A 20,023-nucleotide genomic window follows, 5' to 3' on the forward strand; every position below is an offset into this window, starting at 1 on the left:
GGACCGGGACCCGGGGGGTGGCGATGCCTGCACACCCCGCTGACCGTTCGGTGGTGAGCACTACGCTCGCGACGTCATCGCGCGCCCCGGCGCGGTACGGAGGGAGCACCATGCGGTTCGCCGTCCACCTGGCCGACCTGTCCTATCCCGGCGGGCCTGCGGCCCTGGCTCCGACGCTGACCTCGCTGGCCCGGGTCGCCGACCAGGGTGGGATCTCGCGGTTGACCATGATGGATCACTACTTCCAGATGGAGCCGTTCGGCGGACCGGCCGAGCCGATGCTGGAGGGCTACACCTCGCTCGGCTACCTGGCCGGGCAGACCTCCTCGGTGGAGCTCGGTCTGCTGGTCACCGGGGTGACCTACCGGCACCCGGGCCTGCTGGCCAAGATCATCACCACCCTCGACGTGCTCAGCGGGGGTCGCGCGGTGCTGGGTCTGGGCGCCGCCTGGTACGAGCGCGAGCACCTCGGTCTCGGTGTCCCCTTCCCGCCCACCGCGGAGCGGTTCGAGCGACTGGAGGAGACGCTCCAGATCGTCCGCCAGATGTGGAGCGACGACGACGGACCGTACGCGGGCAAGCACTACCAGCTGGCCGAGACCGTCTGCCTGCCGCGCCCGGTGCGGCGGCCGCCGATCATGGTCGGCGGTCAGGGGGAGCGCAAGACGCTCCGGCTGGTCGCTCGCTACGCCGATGCCTGCAACCTCTTCCCCGCCGACCTGGAGACCGTCCGGCACAAGCTGCAGGTGCTCGACGCGCACTGCGAGACCGAGGGACGCGATCCGGCCGAGGTGGCCCGGACGATCATCGCCGGGACCGACGGTGTCGCCGACCCGGACGGGTTCAGGCGCGAGCTGGAGGCGTACGCGGACCTGGGCTTCAGCATGGTCTGGGTCGGCCCGCCGCCGAAGGCGGCCGACCCGGTCGGCTGGCTGACCGAGCTCACCGAGCGCCGGCTGCCCGACCTCGCCGACCTCTGAACCCGCTTCGTGAGCGACCGCTACCGGGTCCGGAGGGCCGTCGCCGAGGACTGGTCGGTCTCCCGCGCCATCCGGCTGCAGGCGCTGGCCGAGGCGCCGCTGGCCTTCGCCTCGACCCTGGAGCGCGAGACCGCCTTCGATCCCGACCAGTGGCGGGAGCGGATCGCGGGGGCGGCACAGTTCCTGGCCGAGACCGACGACGGCGAGGTGGTCGGCACGGCCACCGGTGTCGCCGACCCGGGCGAGCCGGGCACGACGCTGCTGGTGGCGATGTTCGTCGCCCCACCGGCACGCGGTCAGGGCCTCGGTGATCGGCTGGTCGCAGCCGTCGTCGACCAGGCGCGGAGCGACGGGGCCGACCGGGTGCTGCTGCACGTCGTGGAGACCAACCCGGGGGCCGAGCGCCTCTATGCCCGCTGCGGTTTCGCCCGCACCGGGGCGACTGTGCCGCTCCCACACCGCCCGGACCTGATCGAGCACGAGATGGTGCTGGGTCTCTGACCGTCGGCGACGCGTCGGGATCCGCCGGGAGGTGCTGGATCGCAGCCTTCGCCTCTGCACCGCCTGCTCGCCGCTGCACCGCCTACCCGGTCCTGCACCCTCAGTAGCCGGTGCACGGACGCCGTGGAGGTGCAGCGAGCGGGCAACCTGTTCGTGAGCGATGGCCGAGGGACGTCGGAGTCGATCGGCGCGCAACGCTCTCGCAGCGGGGGAGCACGCAATGTCTGCCGCGGTAACTAGGGTTGGTCCCATGTCCGCCGCCGTGAGTCCGCCGCTCGACCAGCCGCGCATCGGCGGCGACCCGGAGCTGCTCCTGGCCGCGCTGGACCCGGAGCAGCGGGAGGTGGCCACCGCCCTGCACGGCCCGGTCGCCGTGATCGCCGGGGCCGGCACCGGCAAGACCCGGGCGATCACCCACCGGATCGCGTACGGCGTGGCCGTCGGGGCCTACCAGCCCACCGCGGTGCTGGCCGTCACCTTCACCACCCGGGCCGCGGGGGAGATGCGGGGACGGCTGCAGCAGCTCGGTGCCCGCGGGGTGCAGGCGCGGACGTTCCACTCCGCCGCGCTCCGGCAGGCCCAGTACTTCTGGCCGAAGGCGTACGGGGGGGAGTTCCCCTCCGTGCTGGACAACCGGATGTCGCTGGTCGCCGAGTCGGCCAGCCGGCTGCGGGTGCGGGTCGACACCGCCCGGTTGCGCGACCTGCTGGGCGAGATCTCGTGGGCCAAGGTCAGCAACACCACACCCGAGGACTACCCCCGGGTGGCGACCCCGCTCGGCCGCACCGTGTCCGGCACCGACCCGGAGACGGTGGCCCGCGTCTTCACCGGTTACGAGGACCTGAAGCGGCAGCGGGGGCGGATCGACTTCGAAGACATCCTGCTGTGCACAGCGGCGCTGCTGGCCGAGCACGACGAGATCCGCACCCAGGTGCAGCGGACGTATCGGCACCTGGTGGTCGACGAGTACCAGGACGTCTCCCCGTTGCAGCACCGGCTGCTGGAGCTCTGGCGTGGTGACCGGGCCGAGCTGTGCGTGGTCGGCGACCCGGCCCAGACCATCCACTCCTTCGCCGGCGCGCAGGCCGACTTCCTCACCGGCTTCGGGCGACGGCATCCGAAGGCGACAGTGGTCCGGCTGGTGCGGGACTACCGCTCGACCCCGCAGGTGGTGGCCGCCGCCAACGCGGTGATGCGGTCGGCACAGACCAACAGCGGCGCCCCCGGCAGCGCCGGACGGGGCGGCACCATCGACGCGGTGGTGCTGCAGGCCCAGCGGGCACCCGGTCCGGAGCCGGTGCTGCGGGAGGCCCCCGACGAGGCGGCCGAGGCGGCGGCGATCGCCGACTGGCTGTCCGGACTGGCGGCGCGCGGCGTCGACTACCGCGAGATGGCCGTGCTGTTCCGGATCAACGCCCAGTCCCCGGTGATCGAGCAGGCGCTGGCCGAGCGGAACATCCCCTACCTGGTGCGCGGCGGCGAGCGGTTCTACGAGCGCGCCGAGGTGCGGCAGGCGCTGCACGCCCTGCGCACCCAGGCGCGGGCGGTCACCGAGCTCTCCGGCGGCGAGGGGCGGGAGGCGGTGGCCGAGGTGCAGGCGGTGCTCGGGGCCCTGGGCTGGACCGCCAAGCCGCCCGAGGGGGCCGGGGCAGTGCGCGAGCGCTGGGAGTCCTTGGCGGCCCTGGTGGCGGTCGCCGAGGACCTGGCCGAGTCCGCCGAGGGTCCGGTCGACCTGGCCCGCGTGGTGACCGAGCTGGAACGCCGGGCGGAGGCCCAGCACGTGCCGACGGCGCAAGGCGTGACCGTGTCCACGCTGCACTCGGCCAAGGGGCTGGAGTGGGACGCGGTGGCGTTGTTCGGCATCCAGGAGGGATCCCTGCCGTTCGTGCTGGCCACCCGTCCTGAGCAGGTGGCCGAGGAACGCCGGCTGCTCTACGTGGGGGTGACCCGGGCCCGGGAGCATCTGCACGTGTCCTGGTCACGCAGCCGCGGGGGTGGTCAGGCCACCCGCAAGCCGTCCCGCTTCCTCGACCCGCTGCTGCCTGCCGCCCAGCGGGGTGCCGCGGCGGCCACCGGTCAGCGCCCCCGGAAGAAGGGCACGGTGCTGTCGGCGCACTGCCGCAGCTGCGGCCACGCACTGCACGATGCGGCGGAGCGCAAGATCGGTCGGCACAACGACTGCCCGGCCACGTACGACGAGCACACGTTGACGCTGCTCAAGGAGTGGCGCAAGCAGCAGGCCGGCGAGGAGAAGGTGCCGGCGTTCTGCGTCTTCACCGACGCGACCCTGGTGGCGATCGCCGAGTCGCGCCCCACCGACCCGACGTCGTTGATCAAGATCCCGGGTCTGGGGCAGTCCAAGCTGACCAAGTACGGCGAGCAGGTGCTCGCGATCATGGGGGCAGCGCCCGAGCGCCGCTGACCCCGGCCCACCCCGTGAGCCGGCGGGCGGCGGCCACGACCGGGGCGGTGATCGCGGGCTCGTCAGGGTCCAACCGACCACGGCGGCCGGTCACCAGGATGCAGCCCGTGAGCCGCCGGTCGACGGCGGTGATGGCGCTGGCCATCGCCACCCGACCGAGCACCGTCTCCTCCCGGTCGACAGCGAGCCCTGAGCAGCGCACGTCGGTGAGCTGCTCCAGCAGCGTGGGCCACGAGGTCGTCGTGTACGGGGTCAGCCGCGGAAGCGGTCCGCCGGTCAGCAGCTCGGGACGGGCAGCCAGCACCAGCTTCCCCACCGCGGAGGAGTGCGCCGCCGTGAGCATCACCTCGTCGGCGCCCACCTCGTGGTCGGGGTCACGGTCGGCCCAGCACGGCACCGGTCCGGTCAGGTCGATCAGGTGCACCCCGTGCCGGATGCCGATCCGCAGCGTCTCGACCACCTCGCTCACCGCCACCGGGCGGCTGGTGCCGACCTGCCCGGCCAGCTCCTGGGCGCGCCGGCCGAGGGCGAACCCGGTCAGACCGTCGATCCGCACCAGGTAGCCGTCGCCCACCAGCAGGTTCAGCAACCGGTACGCGGTCCCTGGCGGAACCTCGGCGTAGTCGGCGATCGCGCGTGCCGTGGTGCCCGGTCCGAGCCGGGCCACCGCCTCGAGCAGCAGCAACGCGCGCTGCACGGCCCGCGGTTCCTGCCCGCCCGGTGCGCGATCACCTGCCCCCTTCACCGGGTCAACGACCTGTGCGGTGGGGTGCGGGGGCGCCGTCCCGCCGCCCGGTCAGCTCCAGCTCGCCCTCGGCCGTCCGGCGCACCGCGACTGCTCCGGGCAGGGCGTCGTCGGACTCGGCCCGATCGACCACGCCGAGCCGGAGCCGCCGCTGGGGTCGCCACAGCCGGAGGAACAGGATCCACACCGGGCCGACCAGCAGGAGGGCGGCTAGCAGCGCCGCGCCGAGGACCGAGCCGTGCCGCAGCTGGCCGACCAGGATCACCGTCAGCATGGCCAGCAGACCGGAACCGGCGACTGCGGCGGTCACCGCGGTGCTTGGCGTCAGCTCTCCGAGACGGGTCAGCAGCACGGCCATGGCGAGCACTCCGAGTGCGTACGCCAGCAGCAGCGCGACCCGGGTGGCGGTCGAGATGGCCCCGGCCAACGCCGAGCCGCGACCGAGCAGCACCAGCACCGCTCCGGCGACCACCAGCACCGCGGAGACGGCCGCGGCCGCCCGTACCGGCGTGCGCAGCCCGGTGTCGACCTCGCCGAGCCGCCGCGGCAGCACGCCCTCGAGACCGAGGGTGTAGACGAGCCGGGAGACCCCGTTCGCCGACCCGGTGACCGTGCCCAGCCAGGAACACGCCAGAGCCAGGTGGAGGGCGACCACAAGCCCGGTCGGTGCGCCGCCGGCGGCGCCGAGCAGGTAGGCGTCGACCAGGGTGCCGCCGCGCCCGGCGACGGCGGCCAGACCCGCCACGAGCACCAGTGAGCCGCACACCACGGGTGTCCACCGGAGCACCCGGGTGGTGGTGATCAACCCGCGACGGGCCTCGGGTCCGAAGAAGGCGGCGCTCTCGAACCCGGCCAGGGCGAACACGCTGATCAGCATGATCCGCTGCAGCTCGTTGCCCTCGACCGGCGGCCACGGCGCTCCCGCGGCCCCGGTCCCGGGCACCAGGAGGCAGCCGAGAAGGAACAGCAACGAGCAGCCCTCCACGACCAGCAGAACCCATCCGGCCTGCCGGACGCCGCTGACCACCACGAGGGCGACCGCCGCCACCGTGGCGCCGACCACCGCGACCAGGGCCGCCGAGCCGAGCGCCGGTCCACCGAGGGCGACCACGATCGCCGACACCGCCAGGCTCAGGTGCATCAGGCTCATCGAGGCGCTGCCGCCGAACTTGAGCAGCAGGCCGGCCGCGACCGCGCCGGCCGCCCTCGGCCCGAGTGCGGTGGCGACCCATGAGTAGAGACCGCCCGAGGCCGCGATGCGGGCAGACAGCTGGCCCAGGCAGGCAGCTACGAACCACATCCCGACCGCGACCGCCGTGGTGACCAGCAGTCCTGTGACCGGGTCGGAGACCCGGTGCAGGAGAGTCAGCAGCACCACCATCGAGGCGACCGGCGCCGTGGTGGAAACCGCTTGGCCCAGCAACCCGAGACCGCTGAGCTGCCGCCGTCCGAGGGGGCGGTGGGGGGAGACGACCCGGTCGGGGTGCTCGCCGGCCGAGAACGACCGGTCGATCGCATCACGCAGCGCCGACATGGCCGCGAGGCTAGGAGGCAGGTGTTTCGTCCGTGTGACGAACGTCTTCCGGTTCGTCGACGTCGGGTGAGAACGCGGACGGGGCCCGCTCCCACCGGCTCGACCTCAGCCGGAACGCCGGCGTTGCCGCCTCGACGTCCCGGATGAGCAGACTCCCCGCATCCCGTTCCCCCTGAGGTGAGGAAGCCCCCATGCCCTTGACCCGTCGTCACTTCATCCAACGCATCGGCGCGGCCGGAGGTGCCGGTCTCGCGTACGGCGCTCTGTCCAGCCTCGATCTGGCGCCGTCGGCCGCAGCCGACTCCTTCAAGCCGCTCAGCCCGACGGATCGACCGCCGGCCGGGCACCGCCGGGTCGTCGTCCTCGGGGCCGGTCCGGCCGGTCTGTGCTCGGCGTACGAGCTGGCCAAGGCGGGCTACAAGGTGACGGTCCTGGAGGCGCGCAAGCGACCCGGCGGCCGTGTCTGGTCCGCCCGTCGCGGCACCGTCGAGACCGACCTGCGCGGTGAGACCCAGGAGTGCCGGTTCGCCAACGGCGGCTACATCAACGTCGGGGCCACGCGGATCCCTCAGAGCCACCTGACCCTCGACTACGCGCGGGAGCTGGGGGTCGAGGTCATCCCGTTCAGCAACCAGAACGCTGACGCCCTCGTGCGCTACGCCGGCAGCACGCCGCTCAACAACACCGCGATCCCGTACCGGCAGGCGAAGGCCGACCTGTTGGGCTACGTCTCCGAGCTGTTGACCAAGGCGACCCAGCGGGGAGCCCTCGACGATGTGCTGAGCTCCGAGGACAAGGCGCGGCTGGCGGAGTTCCTGCGCTCCTACGGGGACCTGTCCAGCGACGGGCGCTACGTCGGCAGCAGTCGCCGCGGCTACATCGAGGAACCGGGAGCCGGAGTCGACTTCGGCACCGTGGGCGCGCCGCCGTCGATGTCGGACACCATCCGCAGCGGCATCGGCCGCAACTTCGCCTTCGACTTCGGCTACGACCAGGCGATGCAGATGCTGACCATCGCGGGCGGCATGGACCAGCTCTACTACGCCTTCAGCCGGGCCCTGGGGGGCGACGTGGTCCAGTTCGGCGCCACGGTCACCTCGATGACGAACACCACCGACGGTGTCACCGTGCAGTACGCGGTGGGGGACCGCCGGGTCAATCTCAAGGCCGACTACCTGATCTGCACCATCCCGCCGAACCTGGTGGGTCGGCTCGGCCACAACCTGCCCACCAGCGTGGTGGCGGCCCTGCAGACGCCGGTGCCCGTCTCGTCCGGCAAGCTCGGTATCGAGTACAAGTCGCGGTGGTGGGAGACCAAGGAGCGCATCTACGGGGGCGCGTCCAACACCGACCAGGACATCTCCCAGATCATGTACCCACCGGACAACCACGGCAGCAAGCGTGGGGTGGTGGTGGCTTACTACGCCACCGGCGCCCGGCACGACCGGTTCGAGGCACTGCGGCACGGCGGGCGGCTGGCCAAGGCGGTGACCGAGGGTGCGACCATCCACGGCAAGCAGTACACCAAGGGCATCGCCTCGTCCTTCTCCGGTGCCTGGAAGCTGACCCGGCACTCCGAGGGCGCGTGGATGAGCTGGCCGGGCGGCGCCCGGGAGTCGCAGGCGTACAAGACGCTGCTGCAGCCCGTCGGCCGGATCTACTTCGCCGGCGATCACCTGTCCAACGCCATCGCCTGGCAGCACGGGGCGTTCGTGTCCGCGCGCTCGGTGGTCAGCCAGATCAACCAGCGTGCCCACCGCTGACGCCACGCCACATCCGTCCCCACCACCGAAGGAGCTTTCCATGATCACGTCCACCGCAGCGGTGTTGCGCCGCCCTCAGAACCTGCTCGTGCTCGTCCTCGTGATGATCATCATCGCCCTGCTCGCCGGGCCGGTGGCCACGGCCAAGAAGAAGAGCGACTACGTCCGACACGTCGACGCCGCCGCCGCGAACCCGATGATCGCCAGCGGGGTGACGCTGCTGCCCCAGGCCAAGATCTACAAGTCCAGCGGCCTGGGACCAGCCTCCCTCAACCCGTCCGCCACCCGGGGCACGCCGGAGTCCTACGTCGACGCCGACCAGTTCCCGGGCGGCACCTTGACCGGCGGGGTGACCATCACCGAGGCCCAGGGGATGAACGTCCTCCGCCAGATCCAGGCCAACCTGGGGGAGCGTGGCCTCTCGCTCTCCGACGTCACCACGATGCGCGTGTTCCTCGACAACGCCCCGGGCGCCGGCCAGGCCGACTACGCGGGCTGGAACCGGGCGTACCGGCAGTTCTTCGCCAACACGGACCTGCAGACCGGCAAGGTCCTGCTGGTTCCGATGGGCACCGGGCAGCCCGCCAAGCCCCTGGTGAAGAACGCCGCCCGTCCCAGCCGGTTCGCCCTGGAGGTCGCGTCCCTCCCGGTGGCCGGCTGGCTCGTCGAGGTCGAGGTCGATGCCGTCTACCCGCGCTGAGAGCGCCGACAGCCGCCTGCGCTTCCGTCGGTCGCTCGGGCTCTACGCCTCGGGTCTCACGGTGATCACGACCGAGGCAGGGGGTGACAGGTTCGGGGCGACCTGCCAGGCCTTCCACAGCGCGTCCCTGGACCCGCCGCTGGTCAGCGTCGCGCTGAGTGCCGGATCGGGGACGGTGGCGGCCATACGACTGGCCGGCCGATTCGCCGTCCACGTGCTCGCGATCGACCAGGAGCACCTGTCACGTCGATTCGGCCACCCGGGCACAGACCGGTGGCGCGGGCTGATCACCGACCGCACGCCGGCCGGGTTGCCCCGGCTGCCGGGTGCCCTGCTGACCCTCGACTGCAGCGTGGCCGCCGACCACCCGGCCGGCGACCACGCGCTGCTGCTCGGCCGGGTCGACTGGCTCGACGCCACCGAGTCCGTCGAGGCTCGCCCGCTGCTGTTCCACCGTGGCGACTACCACTCCCTGGCGACCCGTTGACCATGACGGCCGGTCGCCGGGACCCCGGGCCGGGCCGCCGTCGTGCGGTCCGGCCCGGGGGCGTCCGGCTCCCCGGGACCCTGCCGGACCGAACCGCACCCGGACAACGCACCAACGATCCGAAGACGTGCCTCTTATTCCGTTGCGCGCGCTCCGGGGGTTGCCCTAGCCTGTTCCTCGTGCCGCTGCTCCTCAGCGTGCGCGCAGCAGATCCGATTCCGAGAAGGTGGTGATGATCATGGAGATTCTCGAGTGCACCGTGGGTGCGGTCGACGTGTCGATCATGCGCGTCACCGCCGCCGACGCGCGTCCTGCCGCGCAGGCTGCCCGGACCCAGCTGCTGCCCGACGTCCGCACCTACTCCATGGCCGGAGTGGGCCTCTACGAGGTTCAGGGTCGCGACAAGAACATGTGGGGCGGTCACGGGACCGACATCGACGGCGCCGTTCTCGGCTTCGACCCCACCTCCTTTCCGACCCGTTTGGGACCACCACCTGATCACCCGCCGGTGAACTGACCACCGGCAGCAACCATCAGGCCGTGACTCCCAGACAACCGGGATTCACGGCCTTCGTGTTTCCTGGCCAGCAACGAGCAGACAAGTTGGCTGAACATGAACGAGACAGCACGAGACCTGATGGGTGCGATGACCACGCTCCCGGGGACGGGTCCCTCGGAGCTGGACCTGCGGACACTGCCCTGCCGCCGAAGCGATCCGGACCTGTGGTTCGCCGAGTCGCCGACCGACGTCGAGTCGGCCAAGGCCCTGTGTCGCGACTGCCCGCTGCGCCTGGAGTGCCTGGCGGGAGCCCAGGAGCGGCGGGAGCCGTGGGGGGTGTGGGGTGGAGAGCTCTTCATCCAGGGTGTCGTCGTGGCGCGCAAGCGTCCTCGCGGCCGTCCGCGGAAGCACCCGCTGCCGGAGCCGGTGGCAGCGTGACCGTCCCGGCGGAGCGGGCGAGATGAGTGAGGGAGCCGGTCCCGGCGAGCCTGGCGGTCCAGGCTTGCCGGGGCGGGTCTTCCACGCCGTACGGCTGTGGCTCGGTCGGGCGCTGTGGTGACCGAGGCACCGTGCCGTCGGTTCCGGTGACGACCGCGGTGTGACCGGAGTTCCCAGGAGCCTCCCCGGACCGCGAGCCGGGGGTCAGTCGCCGGCGTAGTCGGGCAGGAACTCCTCCAGCACGTGACCGAACGCGGCCCGGACACCGAGCTGGGAGAGCACCGCCAGCCCGCCCAACCACACCCGGTGGATCAGCAGGTAGCTCGGCGGCAGGTTGAGCCGCATCCCCACCCCGCCCGATCCCTGGATGTCGCGCACCCGGATGAACTGCTCCCGCATCCAGTCGCGGGAGAACTGGAACTCCTCGACCGCTGCCGGCTCGACGAACGGAGCCAGGTACTCCATCAGGTCGTGGGCGTCGACGTCGTCCCCGACGAAACCCTCGATCTTGAGCTGGGCGTGCACCTGCTCGGCGTCCCCTCGCTCGGCGACGCGGAGGATCCGGCCCATCGCCGACGGCAGCCCGTCCGGCATCCGCGCGACCAGACCGAAGTCGATCACTCCCAGCCGCCCGTCGGGCAGCACCTTGAAGTTGCCCGGATGCGGGTCGGCGTGCAGCAGACCGACCAGCTGAGGGCCGGCGAAGAGGAACCGGACGTAGCGCAGGCCGATCGCGTTCCGCTGGTCGACCGGGTCGTCCCGGACCGTCGACAGGGGGCGGCCCTCGATCCACTCGCTCACCATCACCCGAGAGGTGGCGGCGAGCACCGGCGGGACCACGAACTCCGGGTGGCCGGCGAACCCCTCGGCGGCCTGCTGCTGGTGACTGGCTTCGAGGGTGTAGTCGAGCTCTTCGCTGATCCGTTCGGTCATCTCGTCGATCAGCGGCTTGACGTCCATCCCCCCGGCGAGCGGGGCGATCACCTTGGACATCCGTCCGATCTGACGCAGGTCGGACCGCAGCGCCGCGTCGGCACCGGGATACTGCACCTTGACCGCCACGGCCCGCCCGTCACGCCACACCCCACGGTGGACCTGCCCGATGGAGGCGGCCGCCGCCGGACGGGGGTCGAGCTCGACCAGGTCGCGCTTCCAGTCCGATCCGAGCTCTCGGACCAGCACGGAGTGCACCCGGGACGTGGGCATCGGGGGAGCAGAGTCCTGCAGCCGGGTGAGGTGCTCGCGGTAGGGCTTGGCCATGTCCTCGGGCAGGACGCTCTCGAACAGACTCAGGGTCTGGCCGAACTTCATCGCACCGCCCTTGAGCTCGCCCAGCACCTTGAACAGCTGCTGCGCCGCTCGCTCCTGGAGCTCGGCGTTCACCCGCTCCGCGGAGGAGCCGCCCAGGCGCTTGCCCAGGCCCAGGGTCGCGCGCCCGGCGAAGCCGAGGGGCAGCGAGGCGAGCCGGGCCCCGCGGCGCAGGCTGGATCGCGCGAGCGGGTCGTCGGTGTCGCTCATCTGGTCAGGCACGCTCCTGAGTTCTGCTGGTCCTCGGCGTCCGCCGGAGGGGGTGTGGTGCGGGGTCCCGGGGCGAACAGTCACCATTCTGCGCGCGACGTCCAACAGCACCCGCACGCCGGGTCCGCCGACCAGACGCGCCGCTGCCAGGACCACGCGTCCGGGCCGAGCTCCACCGTGGCCGACGCCGTCTCCACCGTACGCCCCGCGAGGTGAGCCAGGGCCTGGGTCGTGGCCACCGCCGCCGCCCAGTCGGCGGCGAGCGGGTCCCAGTTGGCCCGGATCCGGCACAGCTGCGCCAGCAGCCGCGGCCAGGCCGGATCGACCCGGGTCCGCGCCAGGTCGCTGCAGCCGAGGCAGCTGGTCCGACCGGGCAGCACCAGCGGTCCGACCACGGCCCCGCCGGCCCGGGGCCGGACCAGCAGGTGCGGGTGTCCCGCGTGGGCCAGACCGGTGGTGATCGCCCGGTCGACCTCGAGACAGGACCCGACCACGAGGGTGAGGTCCAGGCCGTCGGCGGGCTCCGACCAGTGGCCCGCCCACTGCACCCGCTCGTCACCGGGGAAGCAGCCGAAGGCCGGAGTGGCGCCGTCGGGATCGACGAGGAGGAGTCGGCCGACGCCGGCCCCGAGCAGCTGCTCACCGATCCTGGTCCCGACCGGCCCGAGCCCGATGAGACGGACGCCGAGGTCCGCGGGCTGCGGCGTCGGGGGTTGGAGGAGACCGGCGGCGGCCAGGGCATCGACCACGGCGTCGAACCGGTCCGTCGAGACCCCGAGACGGGCGGCCGCGGTGCCGAGGTCGCGGCGCCGACACCGCCCGTCCATCAGCTCCAGCAGCCGTTGCAGCGCACGGTCGGGGTCGGCCACGACCACGGCGTCGGAGGCGTCGAAGCCCAGCTGGAGCTCGTGCTCGTCGCGACGCAGCAGGATCAGGTTCGACCGGAGCCGGACGCGGTCGTCGGGCCCGGGGGTGAGCACATCGAGGGACAGCACGCGGTCAGTGTGCCGCCGATGACCCGGCGGTGGGACGCCGTCCACGGCACCAGTTCGGAACGCCACCCCGTCTCGGTGCGATCCGGTGGGTGCGTGGACGCCGGTGGAGGACCGGTGCTGACGACGGACGCGCCGGGAACCACTGGAAGGACTCCAGTGGTTCCCGGCGCGTTCAGGTCGGTTCGTGCGCCCGGCGGAGTGCGTGCAGGGAAGGGCGCGCTGCCGATCGGGTCTGGCTCAGGCCTTGCCGAGGATGCGGTTCAGGTTGGTGCCACAGACGGGACACTTGGCCTTGGCCATCCGGGTGCCCTTGTCGTTGACGTGGACGTCGCCGCTCGCCTCGCGCTTCTCCTTGCACTTCACGCAGTAGAACTCGCCGCTGTAGGTCTCCGCCATGATGTCTCCTTGCTCGTCGGCCGGGCTTCGGTGGTCGTGACGACCCGAGTGGTCATCTGCTCAGCCCTTGGTCGCCGGTTACTTTACGACAGGTCACGGCGTACGGACCGGAGCACGCCGTCCGGGAAGGACGAAACCTCCAGGAACATCGGTGCCGCTTGCCTTCCCCTGCGAGCGGTCCGACCATCTGGAGGTTTCGTGGAACCGACCGTAACCGCCTGCTCGGGTCGACGTCAATCGCAGGATCTGCCGGAACCGCCCGACGTCATCCACCGGCTGTGGACAACTCTGTGGACGGGGTGTGAGCAAGCCGCGACTCGGTGTGGACCACCGCTGGGCACGCCGTGTTGGCCGGCGCGTCACCATGTGGAAACCTCGAGTGGACGAGGATGGCCGTCGAGACGGGGGAGTGGGATGGACGAGCACGAGCCGGCCGCCGCCGACGTCCCGAAGGTCGAGGTGCGGCGCAGCAGCCGGCGGAAGCGGACCGTCACCGCCTATCGGGAGCGGGACACCATCGTGGTCCTGCTGCCCGGTCGGATGTCGGCCCGCGAGGAGCGTGACTGGGTCGACCAGATGGTGCGCAAGGTGCTCGCCCGGGAGGCCCGGACCGCCGGGCCTCGCGGCGACGCCGAGCTCGCGGAGCGCGCCGCGGCCCTGGGGGAGCTGCATCTCGCCCCCGTCCTGGGTGAGGCACCGACTCCGGCGGCGGTCAGCTGGGTGAGCAACCAGCGGCACCGGTGGGGATCCTGCACGCCGAGCACCCGCACGATCCGGCTCTCCGACCGGTTGAGGCGGCTACCGGGGTGGGTCGTCGACTACGTCCTGCTGCACGAGCTCGTCCACCTCGTGGAACCGTCGCACTCGCCCCGCTTCTGGGCGCTGGTGGGGCGCTACCCCGAGGCCGACCGGGCCCGGGGGTACCTGGAGGGCTACCAAGCCGCCGGGGGACCGGACGGGGCCGGCGAACGAGAGCTCTGGGGTGAGCGGGACGCCTCGGGCGGGTCGGCCGGCGGCGACGTCGACTGAGCCCGACGGTTCGTCCTCGACCGGCCGGCTCAGAACCGGTGCCGGCGCCGTAGGGCGGCCGGCAGGTAGGCCGCTCCCGGGGCGTCGGCGGAGCCGGCCGCGACGTCGCGGGGGTTGGAGATGGCGCACCGGCGCAGCGACAGGCAGCCGCAGCCGATGCAGGAGTCCAACCCGTCCCGCAACCGCTCGAGGGCAGCGATCTGCTCGTCCAGCCGTGACCGCCAGTGACGGGTGATGTTCTGCCAGTCGGCCCGGGTCGGGGTGCGGCCCTGGGGCAGACGGGCCAGCTCGCCGCGGATCTCCTCGAGACTGAGGCCGACGTTTCCGGCAGCCCGGATGAAGGCGAGACGGCGCAGCACGCTGCGCTCGTAGCGTCGCTGGCCACCGCCGCTGCGCCGGGCCTCGATCAGACCCTGGCTCTCGTAGTAGCGCAGCGCCGACGCCGCGAACCCGCTGCGCTCGACCACCTCGCTGATGGTCAGCACGTCGTGACCGTCCACCGCACCTCCAGCCCGTCAGGCCCCGGCGGCGGGCTTGACCTCAACTTAACTTGAGCTTCAACAATGGCAGGAGGGAGCCGGGCAGACAAGAGATCCCGGACGGACGAGGAATCGAGAGCACATGTCTGTGGCACTGATCACCGGTGGATCGGCCGGACTGGGACTGGCACTGCTGAACGCGCTGACCGAGCAGGGCTGGACGGTGGTCACCGACGGCCGCGACGCCGAGCGGCTGGCCGCCGTCGAGCGGCGCGGCGTGGTGGCCGTCGCCGGTGATGTCGCCGACCCGGACCACCGGGCGACCCTCGTGGACGAGGTCCGACGACTCGGTCGGCTGGACCTGCTGGTCCACAACGCGAGCTCGCTGGGACCGCTGCCGCTGCGGCCGTTGCAGGACCTGAGCGTGGACGACCTCCGGGCGACCTGGGACGTGAACGCCGGGGCGCCGCACGAGCTGACCCGTGGCCTGCTCCAGTGGTTGATCACCGCCGAGGGGGTGCTGATCTCGGTGTCGTCGGACGCCGCCGTCGAGCACTACCCCACCTGGGGTGCGTACGGGTCCGCCAAGGCTGCGCTGGACCACCTGACCGGGACCTGGGCGGCCGAGGTGGGCCTGCTCGCGTACGCCGTCGACCCGGGCGACCTGCGCACGGCGCTGCACCAGGCGGCTTACCCCGGCGAGGACATCTCGGACCGGCCGTTGCCCGCCACCGTCGTGCCGGGTTTCCTGGAGATCGTCCGGCGCCGCCCTCCCGCCGGCCGCTACCGGGCGGTCGACCTGCTGCCGGCGGGGGTCTGAGATGTCTGTGCTCACCGAGTCGCCCAGCACCGTCTTCCGGCCGCCGCCGGACGCGTTCGCGCCCGCCCCGGCCGAAGCCCGCGGGTCGGAGCGGGACGACGTCCGGCTGCTCGTGGCGAGTCCGGACGGCATCGTGCACGCCCGCTTCCGCGCGCTGGCCGATCACCTGCGACCCGGGGACGTGGTCGTGGTCAACAACTCCGCCACGGTGGCCGGCGAGCTGGACGCCGTCGGGCCCTGCGGCGCCGCGGTCCTGCATCTGTCCACCCCGCTGAGCGACGGGACCTGGGTGGTGGAGGTGCGGACCGCACCGGACGCGGCCCGGTCGGTGCTCGACGCGGCGGCCGGGGACGCCTTCACCGCGGGCGGCGCCACGCTGACCCTGCGGGAGCCCTACCCGCGACCCGGCTCCTCGCCGAGCGGCCGGGGCAACCGGCTCTGGCGGGTCGGGGTCGCCGGCGACCTGCCGTCGGTGCTGGCCAGGACCGGCCGACCGATCGCCTACGGCTACCTGGACCGCCGCTACCCGCTGGTGGCGTACCAGTCCGTGTTCTCCACGGTGCCCGGCAGCGCCGAGATGCCCTCGGCCGGTCGTCCGTTCACCCGGACCCTGGTCACCGCGCTGGTCTCCCGCGGCATCGCCGTCGCGCCGATCACCCTGCACACCGGTCTGTCGTCGCAGGAGGCCGGCGAGGCGCCGCAGCCGGAGTGGTTCTCCGTGTCGGAGGCCACGGCGAGGCTGGTCAACGCCGTCCGCGCCGGGGGAGGGCGGGTCGTCGCCGTCGGCACCACCGTCACCCGGGCTCTGGAGTCGGCCGTGGCCGGCGACCGGCTGGAGGCCCGAACCGGTTGGACGGAACGGGTGGTCAGCCCGGCCGACCCACCCAGGGTCGTCAGCGGGCTCGTCACCGGCTGGCACGACCCGCAGACGTCGCACCTGCTGCTGGTCGAAGCCGTCGCGGGGGCGGCCCTGACCCAGGCGGCGTACGACGCGGCGGTGGCCGAGAGCTACCTCTGGCACGAGTTCGGCGACAGCGCTCTCCTGCTGCCCTGACCGACGCACCGCCGGAACCGGGTCGGCCCGAGCGACCGGCGCCGCCGCACCGCACGATAGAAAGACGTGGGCAGCAGACGGGGGCGGCATGGTCGGTTTCGATCGAGGGCAGACGCTGGCGCAGCGCTTCCGGGCGCACGCCGGTGAGCGGACCCACCTCTACGGCTACCTGCTGCGCGGGATGGCCGACGACCTCGAGGCGGGTGGCCCGGTGGGCGAGGTCGTCCGGGGCTACGAGCGGGCGCCGACCGGCGCGGTCATCCAGCTGCGGCTGCTGGCCGGGATCTTCCGGTTGGTGCTGACCGGCCGGGCGCCGACCCTGCTGCCCTACTACGCCTGCCTGGGTGGGACCGCATCCCCGGAGACGGCCTGGGCGGTGGCGCGGCCGGTGGTCGCCGACCACGTCGGCGAGCTGCGCCGGGCGCTGGCCATCGCCCCGCAGACCAACGAGGTGGGCCGTTCGGTCGCCCTGCTGGTCGGGTTGTTCGACCTCACCGCCGCCACCGGCACGCGCCGTGTGCGCCTGCTGGAGCTGGGCGCCAGCGCCGGGCTCAACCAGCTGATCGAGCGGTTCCGGGTGAGTGGCGAGGGATGGACCTGGGGCCCGCCGGAGTCGCCGGTGCAGCTGCGGGACGCGGTGCTGGGCCCGCTGACGGCTCTCGGTGCGGGGCGGGCACCGGTGACGCCGGGGCCCGCGGTCGAGATCGTCGCGGCCCGGGGGTGTGATCTCGAGCCGGTCGACGCCACCAGCGCCGAGGGTCGGCTCCGGCTCACCTCGTTCGTGTGGCCGTTCGACGTCCACCGGCACGAGCGGCTCGCCGGCGCGCTGGCGCTGGCCGCCCGGCACCCGCCTCAGGTCGACCGCGCCTCCGCCGCCACCTGGCTGGGCGCGCAGCTCACCACCGGCCCGGACCCGGACACCCTGACCGTGGTCTGGCACTCCATCACGCAGCTCTACTGGCCGGCGTCGGAGATCGACGCCGTCGCGGCCACCCTGAGCGCGTACGGGCAGGAGCACCGGGTGGCCGTGGTCGGGATGGAGTACCCACCCGAGGGTGGTCGACAGGAGGAGCCCGAGGTGCGGACCACGCTCTGGACCGGCACGGGCGCGCCGCCGCGGAATCGCCTGCTCGGCACCGCCCACGACCACGGCATCCCGGTCCGGATGGCCGGCTCAGGGCCCGCCGGCTGACCACTCCGCGGCCAGCAGACCGTAGACCAGCAGATCCACCCAGCCGTCGGCGGACCGCTCGACCTCGCGGAAGTGGGCCTCGGGCCGCATCCCGACCCGTACGCACAACGCCGCCGAGCGTTCGTTGCGGGCGTCGAGACGCGCCTCCACGCGATGCAGTCCCAGGGTGCCGAAGGCGAGCTCGAGGACGGCGCGGGCGGCCTCGGTGGCCAGCCCCTGACCACCGTGCTCGGGATCGAACACCCAGCCGATCTCCCCGCGGCGCGCGTCCTGACTGCGTAGGAACAAGATGACGTCGCCGGCCAGCTCGCCGGTGTCGCGTCGCCAGCACCCCAGGGTCAGCGCCTGGTCCTCACCGGTCAGGTCCGTCCGCGACAGGATCGGGCCCGCGAGCCGGTCCAGGAGGGTTGTCCGGTCCTGAGGCTCGAACGGCAGGTATCGGCAGACGTCCACCCGGCCGCGGTAGGCCAGCATGGCCTCGACGTCACCGACCACGAACGGCCGCAGGGCAAGCCGACCGGTGAGGACCGGGTACGTTGGGCGCAGCAGCATCGCCGGGAGCCGGGCTAGCGGTTCGCCCCGCCCTCGCGGCCGTCGTCGTCCCCGGGCTCATCCGGGGTGCTCCCGCCGTCGGAGCCGTCCACCGGGGTGCCGGACGGGTCGGTCGCACTCGTCGGGTCGTTCGTGGCCGCGTCGGTCTCCGCCGAGTCGAGCAGGGCGGCCAGGGCCGCGTCGAAGTCGTCGTCGCTGCTCGCCGCCGCGCCCTCCCGGGCCACGAAGCCGAGCGGGTCGTCGAGGTCGGCCGAGGTGGGCAGCAGATCGGGATGGCTCCAGACGGCGTCCCGGCCCTCGGCACCACGGGCGTCGCGGACCGCCGCCCAGAGGTTGGCGGCATCCCGCATCCGGCGGGGTCGCAGCTCCAAACCGACCAGGGTGGCGAACGTGGCCTCCGCCGGTCCGCCGGTCGCCCGGGAGCGGCGCACGGTCTCGGCCAGCGCCGAGGCGGCCGGCATCCACGGGGCGGTGGCCTGGCTGACCACGTCGTCGACCCAGCCCTCGACCAGGGCCAGCATCGTCTCCAGTCGCTCCAGGGTGGCCAGCTGCTCAGGGGTCTTCTGCGGCTCGAACAGCCCGCCCTCGAGCTGGGAGGAGAGCTCGGCCAGGTTCTCCGGATCGACGCGGCCGACGGCCTCCTCCAGGGCAGAGGTGTCGATGGTGATGCCGCGGGCGTACTCCTCGACCAGGGTGAGCATCTGCTCCCGCAGCCAGCCGGCCGCCGCGAACAGCCGTTGGCGGGCGCACTCGCGCAGCGCGAGGTACAGCGTGACGTCGGTCGAGCTCTGGTCCAGGCCTTCGCCGAACTTGGCGATGTTGGTGGGGAGCAGGGCCACGTGCCCGGGTTCGTTGAGCGGCAGGCCGATGTCGGTCACCCCGACCACCTCGGTGGCCAGCTGGCCCAGGCCCTGACCGAGCTGCAGACCGAACATGCTCGCGCCGGAGGTGCGCAGCATCGGTCGGAGCATCTGCTCCATGCCGGCCAGTCCGGGAATGGACTCGGTCTGCTCGCCGTCACCGAACTTCAGCGCACCCTCCATCGCGTCGGCGATGTGGCTCGCGACCGGCTCGACCAGCCGCTTCCAGACCGGCATCGTGTTCTCGATCCACTCGGCGCGGCTCCAGGCCGACACCACGGTGCTGACCCGGGGGAAGCCGGTGGCGGCATCGAGCCACACCTCGGCGATGGAGGCGGCCTCGGAGATCTCGTGCTGCTGGCCGAAGCCGGGGCTGGGATCGGCTCCGAGGGAGGCGACGGTCTTGCGCGCCGTGTCCTTGGTGACCTCCCAGTTGACGCCCGAGCCGGTCGCGGTGGTCGGTTGCCCGAAGAGCGAGCCGCCACCACCCAGCATCGAGAAGGCGTTCTGCAGCTGGGACATCAGCTGGTTCATGTCACCGCCACCGAACTGGTTCATGAACGCCTCGAACGGGTTGCCGGGCTGCCCACCCCCACCGCCCGGGGCTCCGGCACCGAAGCCACCGGGTCCCTGGCCGCCTGAGCCTGACCCGCCCGAGCCTCGGGAACCGCCCTGACCGCCGCCTAGCTGATAGCCGTCGGCACCCGAGCCGGGGTTCTGGTCGTCGCCGGGATCCGGCTCGCCGGGGGACCGTTCGTCGGCCATGGTGCTCCTGTCGCAGGGTGCAGCGGTGGTGTACATCCCACCGTACGCGGGTCGTCGGTGTCGACCGGGCTTGTCAGCCGAGAGCGGATTTCTCCGACCGCGTCGGTCTGCGCGAAGCGGGCGTCGCTGAACCCTGACGCCCGGGACCGCGGGTAGGTCCGACCGTGAACATTCCGTCGACTGACGGAGTGTTCGAACGCGGGGCTGGCGGGGGTTGTGCTTGCCGTCGATTGACGGAGTGTTCGACCGCAGGGCTGGCTCCAGGCGGTGGTTGCCGTCGATTGACGGAATGTT

General features: G+C 72.6%; 20 protein-coding genes. 12 read left to right on the top strand and 8 right to left on the bottom strand.

Annotated features, from left to right (window positions below; all coding sequences use genetic code 11):
• Positions 1-53: 53 nt before the first annotated feature.
• The 3 genes from ABD714_RS18470 (at position 54) to ABD714_RS18480 (ending at position 3,903) form a co-directional block, all read left to right on the top strand.
• Positions 54-980 (top strand): LLM class F420-dependent oxidoreductase, encoded by a 927-nt coding sequence (locus tag ABD714_RS18470; RefSeq protein WP_344813920.1) that lies wholly within the window; start codon positions 54-56, stop codon positions 978-980.
• Between the two features lie 9 nt (positions 981-989).
• Positions 990-1,481, top strand: coding sequence for a GNAT family N-acetyltransferase (locus ABD714_RS18475; RefSeq protein WP_344813921.1), 492 nt, complete (start codon positions 990-992; stop codon positions 1,479-1,481).
• 250 nt (positions 1,482-1,731) lie between these two features.
• Positions 1,732-3,903 carry an ATP-dependent DNA helicase UvrD2 gene (locus ABD714_RS18480; protein WP_344813922.1) on the top strand — a complete coding sequence of 724 codons (2,172 nt, stop codon included), beginning with the start codon at positions 1,732-1,734 and terminating at the stop codon, positions 3,901-3,903.
• Here ABD714_RS18480 and ABD714_RS18485 read toward each other — a convergent pair.
• Positions 3,875-4,600 (bottom strand): IclR family transcriptional regulator, encoded by a 726-nt coding sequence (locus ABD714_RS18485; protein ID WP_344813923.1) that lies wholly within the window; start codon positions 4,598-4,600, stop codon positions 3,875-3,877. The two genes, ABD714_RS18480 and ABD714_RS18485, sit on opposite strands and share 29 nt — an antisense overlap.
• Before the next feature lie 52 nt (positions 4,601-4,652).
• The gene (locus ABD714_RS18490; RefSeq protein WP_344813924.1) at positions 4,653-6,182 is read right to left on the bottom strand and encodes an APC family permease; all 1,530 of its coding nucleotides are present in this window, start codon (positions 6,180-6,182) and stop codon (positions 4,653-4,655) included.
• 191 nt (positions 6,183-6,373) lie between these two features.
• Between ABD714_RS18490 and ABD714_RS18495 the strand changes: the two genes are divergently transcribed.
• From ABD714_RS18495 to ABD714_RS18515, 5 genes are all read left to right on the top strand, one after another.
• Positions 6,374-7,945 (top strand): flavin monoamine oxidase family protein, encoded by a 1,572-nt coding sequence (locus tag ABD714_RS18495; RefSeq protein WP_344813925.1) that lies wholly within the window; start codon positions 6,374-6,376, stop codon positions 7,943-7,945.
• A gap of 40 nt (positions 7,946-7,985) precedes the next feature.
• The gene (locus ABD714_RS18500) at positions 7,986-8,645 is read left to right on the top strand and encodes a Rid family hydrolase (protein WP_344813926.1); all 660 of its coding nucleotides are present in this window, start codon (positions 7,986-7,988) and stop codon (positions 8,643-8,645) included.
• The gene (locus ABD714_RS18505; RefSeq protein ID WP_344813927.1) at positions 8,626-9,132 is read left to right on the top strand and encodes a flavin reductase family protein; all 507 of its coding nucleotides are present in this window, start codon (positions 8,626-8,628) and stop codon (positions 9,130-9,132) included. Before ABD714_RS18500 ends, ABD714_RS18505 begins: the two co-directional genes overlap by 20 nt.
• A 232-nt stretch (positions 9,133-9,364) precedes the next feature.
• Positions 9,365-9,649, top strand: coding sequence for a hypothetical protein (locus tag ABD714_RS18510; RefSeq protein WP_344813928.1), 285 nt, complete (start codon positions 9,365-9,367; stop codon positions 9,647-9,649).
• 96 nt (positions 9,650-9,745) lie between these two features.
• A complete protein-coding gene (locus ABD714_RS18515; RefSeq protein ID WP_425562418.1) occupies positions 9,746-10,069 on the top strand; it encodes a WhiB family transcriptional regulator in 324 nt (107 codons plus the stop codon).
• 204 nt (positions 10,070-10,273) lie between these two features.
• Here ABD714_RS18515 and ABD714_RS18520 read toward each other — a convergent pair whose 3' ends face one another.
• The 3 genes from ABD714_RS18520 to ABD714_RS18530 form a co-directional block, all read right to left on the bottom strand.
• The gene (locus ABD714_RS18520) at positions 10,274-11,587 is read right to left on the bottom strand and encodes an ABC1 kinase family protein (RefSeq protein WP_344813929.1); all 1,314 of its coding nucleotides are present in this window, start codon (positions 11,585-11,587) and stop codon (positions 10,274-10,276) included.
• Between the two features lie 80 nt (positions 11,588-11,667).
• Complete coding sequence (locus ABD714_RS18525; protein ID WP_344813930.1) at positions 11,668-12,582, bottom strand: hypothetical protein; 915 nt, start codon at positions 12,580-12,582, stop codon at positions 11,668-11,670.
• A 237-nt stretch (positions 12,583-12,819) separates the two neighbouring features.
• Positions 12,820-12,978 carry a DUF5679 domain-containing protein gene (locus ABD714_RS18530; protein ID WP_344813931.1) on the bottom strand — a complete coding sequence of 53 codons (159 nt, stop codon included), beginning with the start codon at positions 12,976-12,978 and terminating at the stop codon, positions 12,820-12,822.
• 414 nt (positions 12,979-13,392) lie between these two features.
• Here ABD714_RS18530 and ABD714_RS18535 point away from each other — a divergent pair, with 414 nt between their 5' ends.
• Positions 13,393-14,007 carry a M48 metallopeptidase family protein gene (locus ABD714_RS18535; protein ID WP_344813932.1) on the top strand — a complete coding sequence of 205 codons (615 nt, stop codon included), beginning with the start codon at positions 13,393-13,395 and terminating at the stop codon, positions 14,005-14,007.
• Positions 14,008-14,036: 29 nt separating this feature from the next.
• Here ABD714_RS18535 and soxR read toward each other — a convergent pair whose 3' ends face one another.
• Positions 14,037-14,507 carry a redox-sensitive transcriptional activator SoxR gene (gene soxR / locus ABD714_RS18540; RefSeq protein WP_344813933.1) on the bottom strand — a complete coding sequence of 157 codons (471 nt, stop codon included), beginning with the start codon at positions 14,505-14,507 and terminating at the stop codon, positions 14,037-14,039.
• A gap of 121 nt (positions 14,508-14,628) precedes the next feature.
• Here soxR and ABD714_RS18545 point away from each other — a divergent pair, with 121 nt between their 5' ends.
• From ABD714_RS18545 to ABD714_RS18555, 3 genes are all read left to right on the top strand, one after another.
• Positions 14,629-15,306: an SDR family NAD(P)-dependent oxidoreductase gene (locus ABD714_RS18545; RefSeq protein ID WP_344813934.1), complete on the top strand. Its 678-nt coding sequence runs from the start codon at positions 14,629-14,631 to the stop codon at positions 15,304-15,306.
• 1 nt (position 15,307) lies between these two features.
• Positions 15,308-16,360: an S-adenosylmethionine:tRNA ribosyltransferase-isomerase gene (locus ABD714_RS18550; protein ID WP_344813935.1), complete on the top strand. Its 1,053-nt coding sequence runs from the start codon at positions 15,308-15,310 to the stop codon at positions 16,358-16,360.
• A gap of 88 nt (positions 16,361-16,448) precedes the next feature.
• Entirely contained in the window at positions 16,449-17,552 is a 1,104-nt protein-coding gene (locus ABD714_RS18555; RefSeq protein WP_344813936.1) for a DUF2332 domain-containing protein, read from the top strand.
• Here ABD714_RS18555 and ABD714_RS18560 read toward each other — a convergent pair.
• Positions 17,535-18,104 (bottom strand): GNAT family N-acetyltransferase, encoded by a 570-nt coding sequence (locus ABD714_RS18560; protein WP_344813937.1) that lies wholly within the window; start codon positions 18,102-18,104, stop codon positions 17,535-17,537. The two genes, ABD714_RS18555 and ABD714_RS18560, sit on opposite strands and share 18 nt — an antisense overlap.
• Before the next feature lie 14 nt (positions 18,105-18,118).
• Positions 18,119-19,729 (bottom strand): zinc-dependent metalloprotease, encoded by a 1,611-nt coding sequence (locus ABD714_RS18565; protein WP_344813938.1) that lies wholly within the window; start codon positions 19,727-19,729, stop codon positions 18,119-18,121.
• Between the last annotated feature and the right edge of the window lie 294 nt (positions 19,730-20,023).

It is taken from the genome of Microlunatus aurantiacus, from assembly GCF_039536605.1.
Taxonomy (GTDB): domain Bacteria; phylum Actinomycetota; class Actinomycetes; order Propionibacteriales; family Propionibacteriaceae; genus Microlunatus; species Microlunatus aurantiacus.